At 56.7% G+C, this 210-nt stretch carries 1 pseudogene; it reads left to right on the plus strand.

Annotated features, from left to right (window positions below):
- Window positions 1–210, plus strand: a pseudogene (locus HMPREF3042_RS10920) (IS30 family transposase); the annotation flags it as partial.

The following is a 210-nucleotide window of genomic DNA, read 5'->3' on the forward strand; positions in this document are numbered from 1 at the left end:
CCCGCCAATCGAAATACAGTGCCATCAAACCCATTGCGCTTCAACACATTGCCAACGGGGCATCAGCAAGCGCGGTAGGGCGCGATTTAGCGATCCCCGCACCAACTGTCAGGCGGTGGGCGCGACAAGCCGGAATTACGATCCAGCACCAATCGCACTGCCCGAAGGTCTCGATGATGGATAAGCATCGCGTGATCTACGAGATGCTTA

Origin of the sequence: Corynebacterium sp. HMSC074C05, from assembly GCF_001838325.1 — a bacterium.
Taxonomy (GTDB): domain Bacteria; phylum Actinomycetota; class Actinomycetes; order Mycobacteriales; family Mycobacteriaceae; genus Corynebacterium; species Corynebacterium amycolatum.